This window comes from Massilicoli timonensis, assembly GCF_900199515.1.
In the GTDB taxonomy this organism is placed as follows: domain Bacteria; phylum Bacillota_I; class Bacilli_A; order Erysipelotrichales; family Erysipelotrichaceae; genus Massilicoli; species Massilicoli timonensis.
The window spans coordinates 194,852-211,617 of sequence record NZ_LT963434.1 but is presented as its reverse complement, the minus strand read 5'-3'; the positions used below and the strand labels follow the sequence as shown (position 1 = coordinate 211,617).

The following is a 16,766-nucleotide window of genomic DNA, read 5'->3' as shown; positions in this document are numbered from 1 at the left end:
ATTTTTGTATGGCATCAGACAGTTACGACAATCTTTCCATTTACCTTGCCGCCGTCAAGTGCAATGCAGGCATCCCGGATCTGTTCAAATTCAAAGGCTGTGCCAACCACCGGGGAAAGATGATGTTCCTGTAAAAATGTAAAGATGTCCGTGATAACCTGCTGTGTAGGATAATTTGAGAAAAAGCCGGTAAGATAAACGCCATTTGGTATATCCTTGATCGGGTCAAAACCATTTAAGGTATAGACGCCTCCAAGAATCCCCGTATCGCAGACGATCCCGCCCTTTTTTACGGTCTGCAGCGTATCTCTCAGATTCCGTGGGCCGACAAGGTCAAGAGCCTTTGTCACACCGGAGATTCTCCCCGCAAGGTGTCCATCATCAAGAACCGCTTCATCCGCTTCTGCCAGCAGAGGGATTTTGTTTCCCCTGTGCGTTGTTGCAATCACACGACATCCAAGCGCCTTTGCGATCTGGATTGCCGCATAACCTAAAGCACAGGTGCCGCCGCGGATGAGCAGGGTGTCCCCCGCCGTAAGGTTTAACCCTTCAAACAGAGAACCCCATGCGGTAAAATAAGTTTCCGGAACCGCCGCCATTTCTTTCCATGACAGTTCAGAAGATACCGCAAATACCTGCCGGGCCGGAAGCAGGACATACTCCGCGTAGCTCCCGTGAAAGCTGCGTCCCATTCCGCCCATCAGGGCGACCACTTTCTGTCCTGGTCTAAAATCACTGTCAGAAGGATCGGCTATTTCCCCGACACATTCAATTCCAGGAATGATTGGTTTTGTAATGTAATCCGCCTGAATTTCACTGAGCCGCAGAATCTGTTCCGAATGATTCAGCCCGAAGGCTTTTACTTTTACAAGAACCCAGCCGGGGCGTACCTGCGGTACGGGATAGTCTGTTATTTTTACTTCCTCAGCAAGCGTTGGCCCTGTCAGGACAACTGCCCTCATTGTTTTTGGAATCATTCTGTTATCTCCTTCCAGCACTGCGGATCGGCTGCATAAAAGTTTCCATCCTTGCCGCTGGCAACTGCCGGACAGCCTCTGCACCATGCTAACAGCTCACATTTTGAGCATTTCTCAAATTTACGATAATCACGGTAACTTTCCATCTGGCATACCCATACGTCCGCCAGCCGATCCTCAAACACATTCCCAACTTTGCTGTTCTGTACCCGTCGGCAGGCATACACATCACCGGTAGGAAGAATCGTCAGATGGCAGTTCCCGCAGTTACATCCGCCATAAATCATATTTTCTTCCACTGTTTCAGGGATTTTGAAAACGCCCGTTTCGTATTCATACAGTGTCCAGAGATGATCTTTTTTGTTGAAATAGGTTTCGCAGCCTGCCGCTTCATACTCTTTGAATTTCCTGTCGCAATCGGCTAAAAGCTGTCGGTAACGCAGCGGCTCAATCGCCACATCCTTTTCCTCACTGGTGGGGCAGTAGCGGGCAAAGGCAAATACATTTGCTTTATGAGCCACCACTGTATCAATGATGTCAGGAACTTCATCAATATTCGTACCGGATACCGTTGTCATAATCACGCTACGGATTCCGGCGCGGTTGATACAGCCAATTTTTTCAAGGGTAATATCAAAGCTGCCGGGTTTACGAAACCAGTCATGGGTTTCCCTCATACCGTCAAGAGAAAGCTGGTATTTCTGACATCCGTATTCCTTTAATCGCTGACAGACTTCATCGTTGAGATGAAACGGATTTCCCAGTATCGTAAAGGGAATTTCATGCTCTTTCATCAGAGCAAGCAGCTTCCAGAAATCCGGGTGGAGGATTGGATCACCGCCAGTAATGTAAAAATAAGGGAGCCGTCCATAAACCTTGCAAAAGTCCAGACAGTTATAAAATGTGTCCTCCATCTGCTTCCAGTTCATTACATCCAGCTTTTTGCAGTTATCTTCGGAGAAAATATAACAATGCTTACACCGCTGGTCGCACTCGTCAGTAATGTGCCATTGAAAAGAAAAATACTGCTTCATCGTGTTTGTCCTCTCTTATATAAAATCGGATTGACCGAGTAATATTTCAAAATATTCCCGGCGAGATTGCTCCCGCCGGGAACGGGGTTCATGCGAATGGAACAGATTACTTATCGCCAGCGCCGCAGGCAGAACCGCAAGCGGCAGGCGTTTCAGCAGGCTTATCACCGGCTCCGCAGGCAGAACCGCAAGCAGCAGGCTTCTCAGCCGGCTTATCGGACGCACCGCAAGCGGAAGCAGGGACTGCCTCCATTTTCTTGTTCCATCCAAAGAGATTTGAAAGTGCCATGATTTTGACCTCCATTTTTTTATTCAGAGAACTTGTTTTGCCCTCTGTACTTTCTATTTTACCGATCTTTTTACGCTCTACAAGTACGCACTTTTTTATTAGGATACTTACCTTTTTGTAACTTTTATGCTATTTCCAGTTTTCAGGAGCAAAGTACAAATGTAAATTTTTTGCGGTACTTATGGAAACATTGATTTTTTGCGGTCTCTATGCTATAATTCGAGTGCAACATTCGAAATTAAATGTTGCATAAAAAAAGAATGTATTGTGATGTTTAGGAGGTAAAAGATGAAGTTGAAATCGGAATTACCGGCTTGTCCTGTAGCAACTACAGTACAACTTATAGGCAGTAAGTGGAAATTGCTGATTCTTCGGAATCTGCTTGCCCGCCCGTGGCGTTTTAACGAATTGCAAAAAAATCTGGAAGGTATCAGCCAAAAGGTACTGACAGATAGTTTGCGTTCAATGGAAGCCGATGGAATCGTTACCCGTACCGTATATCCAGAAGTTCCCCCAAGAGTAGAATACTCCTTGTCAGAGCTTGGAGAATCCATGCGCCCAATTATTGCATCAATGGAGCAGTGGGGAATAGCGTATAAAAAATCCTTAAATAAAGAGTAGAAGCAGACAGTTACATAATTTGTTTTCTTGAACTATGGTATTTACGACAACACCGATGAAAAAATAACTTTTTCAAAAATCCTGCTTTCCATCTACGAGTATGTAAGCTATCATTTACGTGGGGCTAGCCAGTACAAAAATTAAATATTATATTTGACACATGGGAAAGCAGTAAGATTTACCGCTTTCCCATGTGTCTTTCATGATAGCTTGCACTAACAAAATAACTTTTAGAAATTCGGATACCATCGTAGCAGATTGTCTCGTCCATCCGCTTCAAGTTTTTCTACCACATACCGCAGCCACTCGTCCGGTGTAGGAATATCCCCGGCACAGGGAATCTTCCTCCACTGAGCCCTTTTCTCCAAATCTGGATCATTCTATCCTTTTTCTATGCGGGCTGATATAATCGCCCGCATTTCTTCAACCGTAATATTCCTTTCACGGGCCGGCCTTTCAAATAAGTGTTCTTCCTTTTCCAACATTCGCACCTCCTGCCACATAACCTTCCCCTTTTCCTGCCACACTAATTCTATGCACTTTAAGGGAAATATGCTATCTACTGATTATGACTATTATAGCACCCTTTTGGGAATTAGAATAGATACAGATAGGCAGGTGATGGCATGGATGCGCAAGGACGCATAAAGCAACTCATGGAAGAACGAGACTGGACGGATTATCGGCTGGCAAAGGAATCCAATCTTTCCCATTCCACAGTCACAAATATGTTCAATCGAAATAACGCTCCGACGCTGCCGACCTTAGAGGCGGTCTGCAAAGCATTCGGTATTACTTTGGCGCAATTTTTTACAGAAAGGAACAGCCCCGAATTGACGGAAGAACAGCGTGTCCTGTTTGCAAAATGGAGTACCTTAAAAGATGAGCAGAAACAGGCGCTGCTTGCACTGATTGACACCATGAGAAGTTGAAAAGCACATTGTTTCCAACCGGGCGGAAATAATGTGCTTTTTACTTTGGTCTGATATGAATATTGCTATCGTTAAAATTTGCACCCATCGTCATGCTTGGGTGCATTGTATCAAATTGTGGTACGCAAGCCAGTAAGAGTGTGTGCCAATGGCTATCTATATTTTTCTTGAAATATTCTGTTCTTAAACTTCTGACAACGATACGCATTCCACACGGAATTTTTTTACGGCGGGTCTCATCTAATCCTCATCTCTGTTTTCCTCATCTTTCCAACGCTGCAATTCTTTCTTCGCCTCATCATGGTTCTGAACTACCCGCTGCAAAAACATACGTATCGCCTGTTCCATTGTCAGATGATTGGCTGCCAAAATCTGCTCTGCCTGACGATACACTTCTTCATCAATTTCTACCTTTATTGTCTCGTAAGTCATATACTCACTCCTCTACAACATTGCCAAATAACTGTCCAGCCTTTCATTCACATACCCTGCAAATAGTTTTTCCATTGCTCTTAAATTGTGTTTGACATGATATTCATCAAAAGCATTGTAATAGGCAATCCGATCTGTAAATTTAATATCAATCGGTGGATACCCGGCCTTCATCAATTCCAGATTCACAAGTAAGCGTCCCGTACGACCGTTTCCATCGATAAAAGGGTGGATGCCCTCAAACTCAATATGAAACCGTGCAAGCCGGGGGATGATATGCTCTGTGCTGTTCCTATAATCATCCAGCAACTGTTCCATCTTTGGCTGGATGAGATAAGGCTGAACAGGTTCATGCTTCGCTCCCATGATTCTTACCGGAACTCTTCTGTAAACCCCACGGTCATCTTTTTTATCAGCAAGAACTAGATAATGAATCTGTTTGATTACGCTTTCTGATAAAGGCACCTGCTCCTTTACTAAATCTTGCACAAAGTAAAAGGCTTCTTTATGTCCCACTGCTTCCATATGATCTTTCAGCGGCTTTTTGTCAATCGTCAACCCGCGCAGCACCATATCCGTTTCCCGAAGAGTCAGCGTATTTCCCTCAATCGCATTAGAATTATAGGTGTATTCAACGACAAATTCCTCTGTGAGACGTTCCACCTCTCCTTCTGTTAGCGGGCGCCTGGAGTCTAATTCTGTTTTCTTTCTGTCAATCTTCTCCAATAAATTTTCTGCAGTCTTATATCGTCCATCCTCTGGTTTCTTTGCATCTTCTGGTATTTTCCAACTACGTCCTTCACGGGTAACGCCAGGAATCTTCCCTTCTGAACAAAGTATCCTTACTCTTCTATCTGAAATACCCCATTTCTCTGCAGCCTGCTTCACTGTCATGTACATAAATCTACACCTCGCTCCCAACAATAGTATACCCTATTATCGGAACAATATCAACGCTATCGGAATAATATTTCCCGCTTATCGGAATAATGTAAATTATCATTTTAATAGGATGCCATTTCTTACGATTTCAAATACCTTTGAAAAAAGCAGAAAACCGCTCTTGATTTCCTGCTTTCTCTTCCTTACAATGCTGATATATGATTACAAAGCCTTCAACAAGCCATCGACAGCCGGTTTCATCGCTTCATCTAATAAAGCAATCGCATCGCTTGTATAATCATCGTCCTTATGGATGTTCGCAATCAGATCCATCATCGGCAGTTCCGCAAATAATGGCAGATCATTGCGCTTTAAGAATGCTTCCATATCATTTGACTGATATAGATCGATCCGTTTTTGACAGTCCGGACAGATGATATAACTCATGTTTTCAATGACGCCTAAGACACGAATCTTCATTTCCTTGCACATATTGATCGCCTTTGATACGATCATCGACACCATCGGCTGTGGTGTTGAAACCATTACCATGCCGCTGATCGGCAAGCTCTGCATTAAAGTAAGCGCGACATCACCGGTTCCCGGCGGCATATCGATCAATAGAAAATCCAGATCGCCCCATACCACATCGCTCCAAAATTGCTTTACCGCATTGGCGATGATCGGGCCACGCCATACGACCGGCTGATTTTCATCTTCCAAAAGAAAGTTCAGCGACATCACTTTAATGCCGTCTTTATCCACTACCGGTTCAATCGCATCATTGCTGCCATATGCATGCTCATGAGCCAGTCCCATCAAACGCGGAATGCTTGGTCCGGTCATGTCGGCATCCATAATACCGACCCGATAACCCGCTTTGCATAACTGTTTGGCAAGCAAGACGGTCATTGAAGACTTTCCGACACCGCCCTTTCCGCTCATGATTCCGATCACATGCCGGATATGACTATGCGGGTTAGAAACGATGCCGCAGGTTGCCTCATCTTTGCCGCAGCTTCCTTTGCTTGGACATGTACTGCAATCACTCATATTATCCCTCCATTACACTCTATTTGCTATTTTAGTACGCACTGTTCGCTTTGTCAATTCACTAGCGCAGCAGCGGTAACAGCGAATGCCCCAGTTTTGGCATCTCGCATTCAAAATTATCACAGATCGTTGCGCCGATGACCGCAAAAGTATCCGTCTGCGGAAGCAAGCCGCTTCCCTTCATGGAAGGACTGTATGCAAGAAACGGTACCATTTCCCGTGTGTGATCGCTTCCGCGATAGGTTGGATCAGTGCCGTGATCAGCCGTAATGATCAATAGATCATCCTCTTTTAATTTAGAGAGCACAACGCCCAGCTTTTCATCAAATGCCTCTAATTCCTTACCATATCCGATCGGATTGCGGCGATGGCCCCAGAGTGCGTCAAAATCGACCAGGTTCACAAAGCAAAGACCGGTGAAATCCTGATCCATCAGTTCAATGGTTTGTTCCATGCCATGCACACTGCTTTTTGACTTATAGGCTTCGCTGATCCCTTCCCCATCGAAAATATCTTTGATCTTACCGACGCTGATCACATCATAGCCTTTATCACGCAAAAAATCCAAAGCGGTGCGATCATAAGGCTTCAACGCATAGTCATGACGGTTGGCAGTACGCTTAAATTCACCTTTTTTCTTACCGATATAAGGACGGGCGATGACTCTGCCCACCTTCCATTCATCACGCATGGTCAGCTCTCTAGCGATCTCACAGCAGCGGTATAGCTCTTCTAATCCAAATGTTTCCTCATTTCCACAGATCTGTAAGACCGAATCTGCCGAAGTATAAACGATCATATTACCGGTAGCGATCTCCTCTTCAGCAAGCTCATCCAATATTTCCGTACCGCTGGCCGCTTTGTTGCCGATTACTTTATGTCCGCATCGTTCCTCCAGCGCTTTGATCAGATCTTGCGGAAATCCGGTTTCGGTAAATGTCTGAAACGGCGTTGTAATATGCAGTCCCATCATTTCCCAGTGTCCGCTCATCGTATCCTTGCTGACGGCTGCTTCCTGCATGCGGGCATAATAGCCGATCGGTGAAGGCTCATATGCCACCTTGGTCAAAGGATGCAGATTGGAAAGTCCCAGCTTTTTCAGATTCGGGATCGTAAAAGATTCCATCACCTCATCGATGTGTCCCAGCGTATCCGCTCCTTCATCGTGAAAGTCTGCCGCATCAATTGCGCCGCCGATGCCCATCGAGTCGATGACGATCGTAAAGATTCGCTTATACTGTTTCATTTTGTTTCCTCCTTGTTTGCTCTTGGATGCGCCGCATCATAAACGGCTTTTAACCGCTGATCCTGCACATGTGTATAAATTTGCGTGGTGGCGATGTCACTGTGTCCTAAAAGCTCCTGCACCACTCGAAGATCCGCACCGCCATTTAACAGATGGGTCGCATAGGAATGTCGAAAACTATGCGCCGATAAAGCCGAAGATAAGCCGAGCTGCGCTAGTTTTTCCTTGATCAATCGATGCACATATTGACGATTGAGCGGATGGCCCAAATGATTGATAAAAACATAAGGGCTGCGCTTTTTCTCCCAGTTTCCTCTTACCAGATGCAAATAGGCTTCCAGCGCCGCGATCGCACTTTGATTGATCGGCAGCATTCTTTCCTTATCGCCTTTGCCGATACAGCGAATAAAGGACTGTGATAAGTGAAGCTGATTCAGTTTGAGCGAACATAGCTCGCTTACTCGCATGCCACATCCATAAAGCGCTTCAAAAAGTGCTTTTTCAAATACGCCTTCATCACTGTTGTCGAAGCTCGCTAATAGCTTTGCTACATCCTGTTCATTCAAATAACGCGGCAGCTTGCGTCCCGACTTCATGTTTTTCAAAAACAGCGTCGGATCGGCAAGATCCGGATTCATAAACGTCAGATAATGGTGAAATGTACGAATGACGGTTATGATGTGATTGATGGAAGCAGCTTTTTTGGTTACTGCGCATTCATCCAGATAATCGCTGATCCGCCCGTAAGTAATCGTATCCATTCCCTCGCCAAACTGCTTCATATAAGCAATATAATGCTTTAATTCACGCATATAGGAATCGATCGTTCTTTTGCTTTTCATTTTGACATATGTAATATGATACTGGTACGCTTCCAGTGCATCCTGCATTCGCATCTCATCACCTGTTTCTATTATAACACAGGCCGAGAGAAAATTCGCTAAAGAAGATTAAACAAACGGATCAATTCGATCACCAACGTTGATTTTACATAAGCGCCGAGCAAGACGATGATACAAACGATACAGACATCACTTAATATATAATTGAACAGTTTACGCAGATCCAGACGATCTTTGCTGGTGGCGGTGTGCATGAGATGGAGCGATAGCTGAATGGCACAGGCGCTGGCAAGAAAACTCCCTGCCACATCAAACAATACCTGCGGCAATAAAGCGATAAAGATGCCGACGATTCCCTTTAATTGATAGGCATAAATAAATAAGGCACAGGAAAACCCGATCTGCAGTCCTTTCGAGAAGATGATAAAACTGAGAAAAGGCATACCGATGATCGATGTGCCAAGCAAAAACAGCACACCGACAAACGAGATCCCGCTGCCAAACTGATCCAGAAAAAAAGCATATTTATCGATTGAAGCATTGACCGCATTCAAATAAGAAGAAAACTGTGAAATATCGTGCACATTGATGAAGGTGGAAAACAATAATCCGGCAAGCGCACCGCTTACCATCAAGATCGTAATAAACAGATAGACATTCTGGTATTTTTGAAACAGAAACCGTAACATTTTTTTCATAGAATTCACCCGCCTAATCCATTCTATGAAAAAAAAAGAGAGAAATACCTCTTTCTCTCATCGCTTTTGATCGTCTTTTTTCGACAGCAGACTGCTGGCAAAAACCAGCTTTCCAGTGCTTAGCTGCGCATTTAATTCCTCCAGCACATCTATTTTCTCCGCCTTTTGCGCTGTAAACAGATCTAACTGCTGAATCGCACGCGTCGTAGATGCCAAAGTGCCCAGCGTTACGCCAAGGTGGCGTATCGGAATATCCGCCGTATGATGATTATCGAATAACAGCAGTGCTGTTTCATAGAAATCCGCAAAGCGATCGCTGTAATGTTCTAGGCTTGCACTTCGCACGATGTTTTTGAAATCAAAATAACGAATCGTGATCGATATCATCTTACCGACGACACCTTCCTCTCTACACCCTTGTACGAGTGCATGGCACAGCTTTTGAAAGGCAAGACGAATTTCCTGATCGTCTAATGTATCCTTATCAAGAGTGGTAGAGCGTGAGATCGACTGTACGCTGTGACTGAAGGTCAAAACATTGGTGCCGTTGCCGCGGGCGTTCTGAATCAGTTGATACGAGGCCTTTCCTAAAATCTGCATCACGCGGTTCTCGTTTGTCGGATCAGCGAGGTCTCCGATCGTTTCAATACCCGCTTTTTCTAATAAGGGCGTACTTTTCTTCCCGATCCCGATCATCGATCCGATCGGCAATGGCCAAAGCTTTTTCGCAATTTCCTGCTTGCGCAAAATGGTGATGCCCATCGGTTTGTGCATATCACTGGCCATCTTGGCAAGAAACTTATTAGGACCGATGCCGATGCTGCAAGGCAGCTTCAATTCTTCATACAGACGCTTTTGAATGATCCATGCCAAATCAAGCGGCCGTTTATAGGCGCGGATGACTTCGCTCATATCCGCATAGCACTCATCGATGCTCGCCTGTTCGACAAGCGGCGTGATCGATCGAATAAAGCTGAGAAAACGCTCACTTAATTGTTCATACCAAGCATAATCCCCTTGTACGACGACCAGATCCGGACATTTCTCAAGCGCCTGATGCAGCGGCATGGCGCTATGCACCCCATATTTGCGCGCTTCATAAGAAGCGGTAGAAACGACTGCCCGACGGGACAAGCCGGATATCGCAAGCGGCTGTCCTGCCAAAGCGCTGTTGCGCATGATTTCCGCACTGGCAAAAAAAGAATTGAGATCGATGTGAAATATCACTCTGCCCATACTATCACCCGCCATTCATTATAAAGCAAATTATGGGATTGTAAAGAAAAAGTGAGCCTGCTTCTTCTCCTCGCCTCTCACTGATTCTCATCTTCTTAATAGTTTCTTGTATATTGCTGATGACGCAGCCGATGCTCCAAACGCAGCTTGTCGGAGATCATCGCAATAAATTCAGAATTGGTCGGTTTTGCTTTCGATGCCGATATGGTATAACCGAAAATATCGTCGATCGCATCGATATTGCCGCGGTTCCACGCTACCTCGATCGCATGGCGGATCGCACGTTCCACTCTGGATGCCGTCGTTTTATATTTGCGGGCGATTTCCGGATACAGCACTTTGGTGATCTGTCCTAAGAAATCAACATTCAGGTACGTTTCTAAAATAGCGGTGCGTAAGTACATATAACCTTTGATATGTGCGGGAATACCGATTTCATGTAAGACCTCGGTAATCTCGCTTTCCAGCTGGATCTTCATCAGCCGTTTTTTTTCTTCATTGTCGATCACGTTGGAAGTGATCTGTTCTTCATAAGATCTTCGCTGATGGAATCCCTGTACGATATTCAGTTTATCAATCAATGTCGCCGCCTCAAAAGGCTGTAACATCATATAATCCACATGATGTTCCCCCAGTGCCGCGATCATCACTTCGTTTAAGTAAGGCGTCGTGGCAATGATATGCTTGGCTTTGATGTTGTGCAGCTTCATCTGCTTCAATACCTCTAATCCATCCATTTTCGGCATGATGAGATCTAATACCAGTACATCGACCGCTTTATTGCTCAGTTCCTTGATACAGTTTTCCCCATTGGCGGCGCTTCCCACCACTTCATAAAATCCTTGCTTGCGAAACTCATTTTTTAGTTTTAGGACATTGTCCTGATTGTCATCGACAATATAAACACTTGTTTTCTCTTTCATACTCTTTCCTCCGTGTTCTATTATGTCAAACGCACGGAAAGAAGAAACGAGAGTTTTGTCGAACAGCTAGCTGTTTTTTTAGGAATTGTGAATAAAAACAGCAGGGTCCTGCCGTTTTTTTCAAGATCATATGAGAATTTGTCTGTTCCTAGTCGGCTGCGCTGTCTGATAATTCTTTCATAAAGCTCAAATAGACGCCGTATGCCTTCGTTGGTTCACTGGTAATGACATGGGTAATCGCTCCGACCAGCTTGCCATCCTGCACGATCGGCGATCCGCTCATTCCCTGTACGATCCCACCGCTTTTTTCGATCAGTTTCGGATCGGTTACGGTAAATTCAATGCCTTTGATCGCTTTTTGATCTTGTGGATTGACTTGGGTAATTTCCACATCAAAGGCCTCTACCTGTGTGCCTTCGATCACGGTATAGATTTGCGCTTTGCCGGTGTGCACTTCTTCCTGCTTGGCGATTTCGATGGTCTGACCATTTACTTTTCGCTCATAAGTACCATATAAACCGATCGTATCGTTTAATGTGACAGTAGCGATCGGATCCTCAAAATCAATCGTTGCGCTCTTCTCGCCGGCCGCATTCGGCTTTGAGGGAATGATCCCGGTTACGATCGATCCGTAAAGCAAGCCGTTTTGCGCTTGGCCGCTTGGATCGATGGCATGTCCCAGTGCGCCGAAAGTATGATGGATTGGATCATAGTACGTCATCGTACCGATCCCGGTTATTTCATCTTTTACATATAGACCGCTTTGATAGGCATTGATTTCCTTTTGATAAACACTGATCAGGGTTTTCTTCAGCTCTTTATCACCGCGTCTGATGACGATCGGAATAGAATTGATCGGTTCTTGATAAGTGCGTACGATCTGATTCAGCTCTTCAATCGAGGCAACGCGTTTGCCATTGGCGCTGATGATCACATCACCGGCTTGAAAATCATCTTGTTTTGGATCATAGGCCTTGCCATCGACCGTGATCGAATAGGTGCCGTTGATCATAACACCGTCATATTCCATTACGATACCGATGCTTTCTCCGCCTAAGATAACTTGATCGTTCGCAAATACCGAAACCGGAAATAACAGGAATAAAAAAAGTGCAAGCATGAGTTTCTTCCTTGTCATATAACACCTCCTATCGCCTAGTATCGGCGTAAGCAAGCAGCACTATACTGGAAGTTCCTAACAGCAGAAAAAAGACCTGCCTGATCAGACAGATCTGAAAATATATAGAAATCATTTCATGTAAACAGCGCACATTGCCCGACCATAGCAAGCATCAGTCTGCGTTTGTTTTCTCTTTGCGCACTTGTTCAAACAGTTCACTGGCCGCATGGACGCTGCTCTCGCTCGTTGTACCAGTTGCCATATAACCGAGCGTTTCAATGCGTTCCCGACGTTCCAGCTTTTTGATCTTAGTCAGCGTCGAATGCGCTTCGATCTGCTTTTCCACGAGATATTGCGTATCCCCATAGGCTGCTACCTGAGCAAGATGGGTAACGGCGAATACTTGTGAGTGTTTCGCAACCGCGGACATCTTGCTGCCGATCGCAAGGGCAACGCGACCGCTGACCCCGGTATCGATTTCATCAAAGATGACCGTATCGATCCCGGCCAGTGCAGTAAAGATCACTTTCATGCCCAGCATAAAACGAGAAAGCTCACCACCGGAAGCAACTTTTGCAAGCGGAGCCGGTTTCGCTCCGGGATTCATACTGATCAAGAAAGAAACCTGATCGATGCCATCAGCCTGCATCGTTTCCTCAAAAGCGATCGTAAAGCGGGCATGCTCCAAATACAGATCCCGCAGCTGCACCAAAATTGCCTGCTCCAGTTCTTTGGCCTTTGCCTTGCGCTGTTTGGAAAGCTTTTCCGCTAATGCAAAATAAGTTTTTTTACAAGCATCGACTTTCGCCTGCTGCTCATCGAGAAATGCCTGCCGATGCGTAATCTGTTCTACACGTTCTTCCATCATCTGTTTTTTCTGCATCATGGAAAGCAGCGTACCGCCGGATTTACGCATGACCTTATGCAGTTCAAACAACTGCTCCTGCACTTCGTTGAAGCGTGCTTCGTCATATTCCATGCCTTCATCATAGCGATGCAGATCCGAAATGGCTTCTTCCAGTGCATAATAGCCATCGTAGAGCGCTGTTTGGATCTTTTCGACTATTTCATCATCCATTCCATCTAACGCCTTGCAGCCCTCATAAAGCGCACTCATAGCGCCATCATCAAAATATGCCAAAGCGTGCTTCAGGTGTGTGGCGCGCTTTTCAAAAGATAGCCAATGCTTTTCCTCGGCAAGCAAAGCGTCATAAGCTTCTTCATCCAAGGCAACCTTTTCGATCTCATCGATCTGAAAGCGTAAAAACTCCAGATCATCTTCGTTATAGGTGGTATGCAGCGCATCCTCAAGCTTTTGCTGTTCTCGCTGATAATCCTGATAGGCCTTTCTTACCGCATTTCGCTGCTCTTGTAAAGCCGCATATTGATCTAACAGCTGTAAATGATACCGTTGATTCAACAGATACTGATTGTCATGCTGAGAATGGATATCGACCAAGAGCGTCCCTAACTGCTTTAATAACGAAGCCGTAACCACACGATGATTGATGCGTGCCGTACTTTTCCCATCGCTGTTAATTTCTCTGGTGATGATCAGATCTTCCTCAAATGCGATCCCGGCTTCTTCTAAAAGTGCTTGTACTGCTTTGCTTTCAATCTCAAATACACCTTCGATGACCGCTTTTGGTTTACCGTTTTTTACCAGCGTTCCATTGACCCTGCCGCCTAATAATGCGCTGATCGCATCGATCAGCAGTGATTTCCCGGCACCGGTTTCCCCGCAGAAAACGGAAAAAGCACGGTCAAATTCCATTTCGATTTCTTCAAATAAGATAAAATCCTTTACATAGATCTGCTTTAACATCTGATCACCACCTGTTTTCTATTTTCTTTTCAACGATCTGTTTCAGATCAAAATCATGTTGTGCGCATCTTTTGGAAACATGCAGCACATATTCCCGATTGCCATCTCTTCCGGCAATGGAACTGACATCCAAGTGCTGCACAGATAACCCTAATGACTGGATGAAAGCCATCATTTCCCGCAGTATGCGGATATGTACCTTTTTATTTTTCACGATGCCGTTTTTGCCGATATCCGCCTTCCCTGCCTCAAACTGCGGTTTGACAAGCAGCAGCATTTCCTGTTCGCCGCATAAGACAGAAAGCAGTGCGGGCAAGATCAGCTTTAAGGAAATAAAGGATACATCGACACAGGCAAAATCGGGAAGTTCTGTAAAATAGGAACGATCGAGGTAACGGCAGTTTACTTGCTCTAAATTCGTGATGCGCGGATCATCTCTAAGTCTTGGCAATAATTGATTCGACCCGACATCGATCGCATAAACATGCTTTGCGCCCTCTTTCAGACAGACATCGCTGAAACCGCCGGTACTGGCACCGATATCGGCGATGATGCGCCCGTTCAGATCGATCCCAAAATCAACCAACGCACCGTATAGCTTAAAACCGGCTCGTGAAGCAAATTGCAGCTCACGGTGCAGCACTTCGATGGTATCTTCTTCCTTTAGCACATAACTGCTTTTGACAACGGTCGTACCATTGACCTTGACATAGCCGCCCTTGATCGCATCTTGTGCCAGTGTTCTTGTTTCAAATAAGCCGCGGGCTGTTAAAGCCACATCTAAGCGTGTTTTAGCGGATGACATGCAGCAGCTCCTCAAATAAGGTATTCAGATCGATATGCTCCTGCTTGCGCAAATTCGGCAGTGAGCCGTGTTCGACAAAATGATCGCCGATGCCGATGCGATGGATCTTCCAGTCTTTGCCACTGTCATTTCCATATTCCAAAATGGCGGAGGATAAGCCGCCCGCAAGCAGATCCGTTTCATAAACGAAGATCGGCAAGTGCATTTGTGCCAGTTCATCTAAACAGTTATGGTCTAACGGCTTAAAGAAACGGGCATTCACAACGAGCAGTGCGATCTCATTGACCTTTGCCTTTGCGATGATCTTATCCACATCGCTGCCATATGCGATCACGATTGCTTTCGCTTCAGCAATACATGGATATTTCACCCAAGTACCGCAGGTGATGGCTTCGCACTCCGTGCTCTGTGCTTCACTGCCGCGCGGATAACGGATCACAAAAGGATGACTGCCGGAAAATGCCAGTTTCAACAGCGAACGCGCTTCCTTTGCATCCTTTGGCTGGGCGATGATGAGGTTGGGAATACTGCGCAGCATTGCGATATCAAAGACTCCATGATGCGTTTCCCCATCTTCGCCTACCAGACCAGCGCGATCGACACCGATCACCACCGGCAGATCCATTCTGGCCACATCGTGGTTGATCTGATCATAGGCGCGCTGTAAGAAAGAGGAATATACACTGATAAAAGGGCGAAATCCGTTTAATGCCAAGGCAGCCGCAAAAGTCATCGCGTGCTCCTCCGCAATTCCACAATCAAAGCTGCGCTGCGGATAGGCGCTAAAGAAACGTTCTAATTTACTGCCGCTGATCATCGCCGGTGTGATCGCTACGATCTGTTTGTTTTGCTCAGCCAGATCGCAGACCGCATCCGTTATGATCTCGCTCCAGCTTTTGTGTCCATGCGGCAGCATGGACAGCGAACGTCCGCTTTCAATATCAAAGGGCGAAACACCATGCCATTTCCCTTCTTTGTCGTTTTCTGCATAAGGATAGCCTTTCCCTTTTTTGGTGATGACGTGTATGACGAGCGGTCCCTGATGCTGCTTGGCACTTTCAAATACTTTGATCAATTCGCCGATGTCATGTCCGTCTACCGGTCCGATATAGTCAATGTGCAGTTCCGTAAAAATATTGTCCGGAATCACATTTTCCTTCACAGCGTTTTTTACGCTGCGCATCGCTTTTAATAGTGCATTTCCTGCCTGATTGCCTGATAACGCGCCTTTCAGGTCGCTTTTTAATGCCGTATAAGACTTCGATACCCGCATCTTGGTCAAGGTCTGCTGGATCGCTCCGACATTTTTAGAAATCGACATATCATTATCATTCAAAATGATGATCATATTGCGCTGCTGTTCACCGATCTGATTCAATGCCTCAAAGCTCATCCCGGAAGCAAATGCGGCGTCGCCGATCACCGGAATGACTTGATAGTGCTCCTTTTGCAGATCACGGGCAATCGCCATACCTAACGCCGCGGAAAGCGATGTTGAAGAATGACCTGCTTCCCAGACATCGTGCACGCTCTCACGCCGCTTCTGAAAGCCGGAAAGTCCTTTATACTGCCGCAGGGTCTTAAACTCTTTGATCCGCCCGGTCAGTATCTTATGCACATAGCTTTGATGTCCCACATCGAAAAAGATCTTATCACGTGGAGAATCAAACACTTTATGCAAAGCGATCGTCAATTCGACGACACCCAGATTGCTGGAGAGATGACCGCCGGTCTTAGCGATGCTCATTATCAGAAAACGGCGGATCTCCTCGGCAAGCTCTTTCAGTTCTTCTTCCTTAAGCGCCTTGATATCGTCAGGCGATCGCAGATCAAAAAGATTCATACTATCCC

At 45.6% G+C, this 16,766-nt stretch carries 17 protein-coding genes and 1 pseudogene; 2 read left to right on the top strand and 16 right to left on the bottom strand.

From position 1 onward, the window contains the following. Nucleotides 1-14 precede the first annotated feature (14 nt). The 3 genes from C1712_RS03010 to acgA all read right to left on the bottom strand — a co-directional run bounded on the left by C1712_RS03010 (nucleotide 15) and on the right by acgA (nucleotide 2,264). Nucleotides 15-977, bottom strand: a complete 963-nt coding sequence (locus tag C1712_RS03010) for an alcohol dehydrogenase catalytic domain-containing protein (RefSeq protein WP_219718831.1) — start codon at nucleotides 975-977, stop codon at nucleotides 15-17. After that, nucleotides 974-2,011, bottom strand: coding sequence for a radical SAM/SPASM domain protein, ACGX system (acgM, locus tag C1712_RS03005; RefSeq protein WP_102266673.1), 1,038 nt, complete (start codon nucleotides 2,009-2,011; stop codon nucleotides 974-976). The genes C1712_RS03010 and acgM overlap by 4 nt, the downstream gene beginning before the upstream one ends. Before the next feature lie 106 nt (nucleotides 2,012-2,117). Beyond that, entirely contained in the window at nucleotides 2,118-2,264 is a 147-nt protein-coding gene (gene acgA, locus C1712_RS13185; protein WP_425436021.1) for an ACGX-repeat peptide, read from the bottom strand. Between the two features lie 324 nt (nucleotides 2,265-2,588). Here acgA and C1712_RS02995 point away from each other — a divergent pair, with 324 nt between their 5' ends. Next, nucleotides 2,589-2,921 (top strand): winged helix-turn-helix transcriptional regulator, encoded by a 333-nt coding sequence (locus tag C1712_RS02995; RefSeq protein ID WP_102266670.1) that lies wholly within the window; start codon nucleotides 2,589-2,591, stop codon nucleotides 2,919-2,921. 626 nt (nucleotides 2,922-3,547) lie between these two features. Then, the gene (locus C1712_RS02985; RefSeq protein ID WP_178200917.1) at nucleotides 3,548-3,853 is read left to right on the top strand and encodes a helix-turn-helix domain-containing protein; all 306 of its coding nucleotides are present in this window, start codon (nucleotides 3,548-3,550) and stop codon (nucleotides 3,851-3,853) included. Nucleotides 3,854-4,093: 240 nt separating this feature from the next. Here the strand turns inward: C1712_RS02985 and C1712_RS02980 are convergent, their stop codons facing one another. The 13 genes and pseudogenes from C1712_RS02980 to dxs all read right to left on the bottom strand — a co-directional run bounded on the left by C1712_RS02980 (nucleotide 4,094) and on the right by dxs (nucleotide 16,758). Then, a complete protein-coding gene (locus C1712_RS02980; protein ID WP_102266668.1) occupies nucleotides 4,094-4,285 on the bottom strand; it encodes a type II toxin-antitoxin system RelB/DinJ family antitoxin in 192 nt (63 codons plus the stop codon). Nucleotides 4,286-4,297: 12 nt separating this feature from the next. Further along, nucleotides 4,298-4,948, bottom strand: a complete 651-nt coding sequence (locus tag C1712_RS02975) for a Fic family protein (protein WP_245858181.1) — start codon at nucleotides 4,946-4,948, stop codon at nucleotides 4,298-4,300. Between the two features lie 120 nt (nucleotides 4,949-5,068). Then, nucleotides 5,069-5,179 (bottom strand): annotated as a pseudogene (locus tag C1712_RS13095) (helix-turn-helix domain-containing protein); the annotation flags it as partial. Between the two features lie 210 nt (nucleotides 5,180-5,389). Then, complete coding sequence (locus C1712_RS02970; protein ID WP_102266664.1) at nucleotides 5,390-6,220, bottom strand: Mrp/NBP35 family ATP-binding protein; 831 nt, start codon at nucleotides 6,218-6,220, stop codon at nucleotides 5,390-5,392. A gap of 61 nt (nucleotides 6,221-6,281) precedes the next feature. Further along, nucleotides 6,282-7,466, bottom strand: coding sequence for a phosphopentomutase (locus C1712_RS02965; protein WP_102266662.1), 1,185 nt, complete (start codon nucleotides 7,464-7,466; stop codon nucleotides 6,282-6,284). After that, nucleotides 7,463-8,362 (bottom strand): tyrosine recombinase, encoded by a 900-nt coding sequence (locus C1712_RS02960; protein WP_102266660.1) that lies wholly within the window; start codon nucleotides 8,360-8,362, stop codon nucleotides 7,463-7,465. The genes C1712_RS02965 and C1712_RS02960 overlap by 4 nt, the downstream gene beginning before the upstream one ends. A 44-nt stretch (nucleotides 8,363-8,406) precedes the next feature. After that, nucleotides 8,407-9,006, bottom strand: a complete 600-nt coding sequence (locus C1712_RS02955; protein WP_102266658.1) for a stage II sporulation protein M — start codon at nucleotides 9,004-9,006, stop codon at nucleotides 8,407-8,409. Between the two features lie 57 nt (nucleotides 9,007-9,063). Further along, nucleotides 9,064-10,242: a DNA polymerase IV gene (gene dinB, locus C1712_RS02950; protein WP_102266657.1), complete on the bottom strand. Its 1,179-nt coding sequence runs from the start codon at nucleotides 10,240-10,242 to the stop codon at nucleotides 9,064-9,066. A gap of 95 nt (nucleotides 10,243-10,337) precedes the next feature. Then, nucleotides 10,338-11,165, bottom strand: a complete 828-nt coding sequence (gene spo0A / locus C1712_RS02945) for a sporulation transcription factor Spo0A (RefSeq protein WP_102266655.1) — start codon at nucleotides 11,163-11,165, stop codon at nucleotides 10,338-10,340. A gap of 148 nt (nucleotides 11,166-11,313) precedes the next feature. Beyond that, complete coding sequence (locus C1712_RS02940; protein WP_102266653.1) at nucleotides 11,314-12,303, bottom strand: SpoIVB peptidase S55 domain-containing protein; 990 nt, start codon at nucleotides 12,301-12,303, stop codon at nucleotides 11,314-11,316. 154 nt (nucleotides 12,304-12,457) lie between these two features. Next, nucleotides 12,458-14,110 (bottom strand): DNA repair protein RecN, encoded by a 1,653-nt coding sequence (recN, locus tag C1712_RS02935; protein WP_102266652.1) that lies wholly within the window; start codon nucleotides 14,108-14,110, stop codon nucleotides 12,458-12,460. 4 nt (nucleotides 14,111-14,114) lie between these two features. After that, nucleotides 14,115-14,915: a TlyA family RNA methyltransferase gene (locus tag C1712_RS02930; RefSeq protein ID WP_102266650.1), complete on the bottom strand. Its 801-nt coding sequence runs from the start codon at nucleotides 14,913-14,915 to the stop codon at nucleotides 14,115-14,117. Then, a complete protein-coding gene (gene dxs, locus C1712_RS02925; RefSeq protein ID WP_102266648.1) occupies nucleotides 14,902-16,758 on the bottom strand; it encodes a 1-deoxy-D-xylulose-5-phosphate synthase in 1,857 nt (618 codons plus the stop codon). Before dxs ends, C1712_RS02930 begins: the two co-directional genes overlap by 14 nt. Nucleotides 16,759-16,766: the final 8 nt, after the last annotated feature.

Coding starts and splice junctions, on each gene's coding strand:
- C1712_RS02970 (WP_102266664.1), bottom strand. CDS start 6,220: ATGAGTGATTGCAGTACATGTCCAAGCAAAGGAAGCTGCGGCAAAGAT.
- C1712_RS02955 (WP_102266658.1), bottom strand. CDS start 9,006: ATGAAAAAAATGTTACGGTTTCTGTTTCAAAAATACCAGAATGTCTAT.
- spo0A (WP_102266655.1), bottom strand. CDS start 11,165: ATGAAAGAGAAAACAAGTGTTTATATTGTCGATGACAATCAGGACAAT.
- C1712_RS02960 (WP_102266660.1), bottom strand. CDS start 8,362: ATGCGAATGCAGGATGCACTGGAAGCGTACCAGTATCATATTACATAT.
- C1712_RS02995 (WP_102266670.1), top strand. CDS start 2,589: ATGAAGTTGAAATCGGAATTACCGGCTTGTCCTGTAGCAACTACAGTA.
- C1712_RS02940 (WP_102266653.1), bottom strand. CDS start 12,303: ATGACAAGGAAGAAACTCATGCTTGCACTTTTTTTATTCCTGTTATTT.
- acgM (WP_102266673.1), bottom strand. CDS start 2,011: ATGAAGCAGTATTTTTCTTTTCAATGGCACATTACTGACGAGTGCGAC.
- C1712_RS02965 (WP_102266662.1), bottom strand. CDS start 7,466: ATGAAACAGTATAAGCGAATCTTTACGATCGTCATCGACTCGATGGGC.
- C1712_RS02980 (WP_102266668.1), bottom strand. CDS start 4,285: ATGACTTACGAGACAATAAAGGTAGAAATTGATGAAGAAGTGTATCGT.
- dinB (WP_102266657.1), bottom strand. CDS start 10,242: ATGGGCAGAGTGATATTTCACATCGATCTCAATTCTTTTTTTGCCAGT.
- C1712_RS02985 (WP_178200917.1), top strand. CDS start 3,548: ATGGATGCGCAAGGACGCATAAAGCAACTCATGGAAGAACGAGACTGG.
- recN (WP_102266652.1), bottom strand. CDS start 14,110: ATGTTAAAGCAGATCTATGTAAAGGATTTTATCTTATTTGAAGAAATC.
- C1712_RS03010 (WP_219718831.1), bottom strand. CDS start 977: ATGATTCCAAAAACAATGAGGGCAGTTGTCCTGACAGGGCCAACGCTT.
- acgA (WP_425436021.1), bottom strand. CDS start 2,264: ATGGAGGCAGTCCCTGCTTCCGCTTGCGGTGCGTCCGATAAGCCGGCT.
- C1712_RS02930 (WP_102266650.1), bottom strand. CDS start 14,915: ATGTCATCCGCTAAAACACGCTTAGATGTGGCTTTAACAGCCCGCGGC.
- dxs (WP_102266648.1), bottom strand. CDS start 16,758: ATGAATCTTTTTGATCTGCGATCGCCTGACGATATCAAGGCGCTTAAG.